Origin of the sequence: Pelomicrobium sp. G1, from assembly GCF_051905455.1 — a bacterium.
Classification (GTDB): Bacteria; Pseudomonadota; Gammaproteobacteria; order Burkholderiales; family UBA6910; genus Pelomicrobium.
In genome coordinates this window covers 1-272 of record NZ_JBQACR010000347.1, presented here as the reverse complement: position 1 = coordinate 272, position 272 = coordinate 1, and the positions used below count along the sequence as shown (strand labels likewise).

General features: G+C 56.2%; 1 protein-coding gene. It reads right to left on the bottom strand.

Going from position 1 to position 272, the window contains the following annotated elements; genetic code table 11:
- Positions 1-57: 57 nt before the first annotated feature.
- Positions 58-272, bottom strand: a 215-nt coding sequence (locus tag ACTFO6_RS18790) for a hypothetical protein (RefSeq protein ID WP_439935878.1), incomplete at its 5' end; no start/stop codon positions are given.

Sequence of the window (272 nt, the reverse complement as noted above, 5' to 3'; positions counted from 1 at the left end):
TACCAGGTTGGAATTGGTTAGACGGGTGATTTTACCCACTTAAATTTCAACAGAGGCTTATTCTTTTAGCCGCGAATCGTCCCCGAACCGGTTGGGCGAACGACGTTTTTTTCGAGGAAACCGCTTACAGGGGAGAGCACAAACCATGCCATGCGGTCGCTGCCCGGCCTCGTCGGCGTGCGCAGCCGCCGCCTGCCTTAACCGGTGGAATGAAAAGGCTTTTCGTTCAGGCTTGCGACGGAAGGCGTCGGTCTCGGGGATGGGGGAGGAAA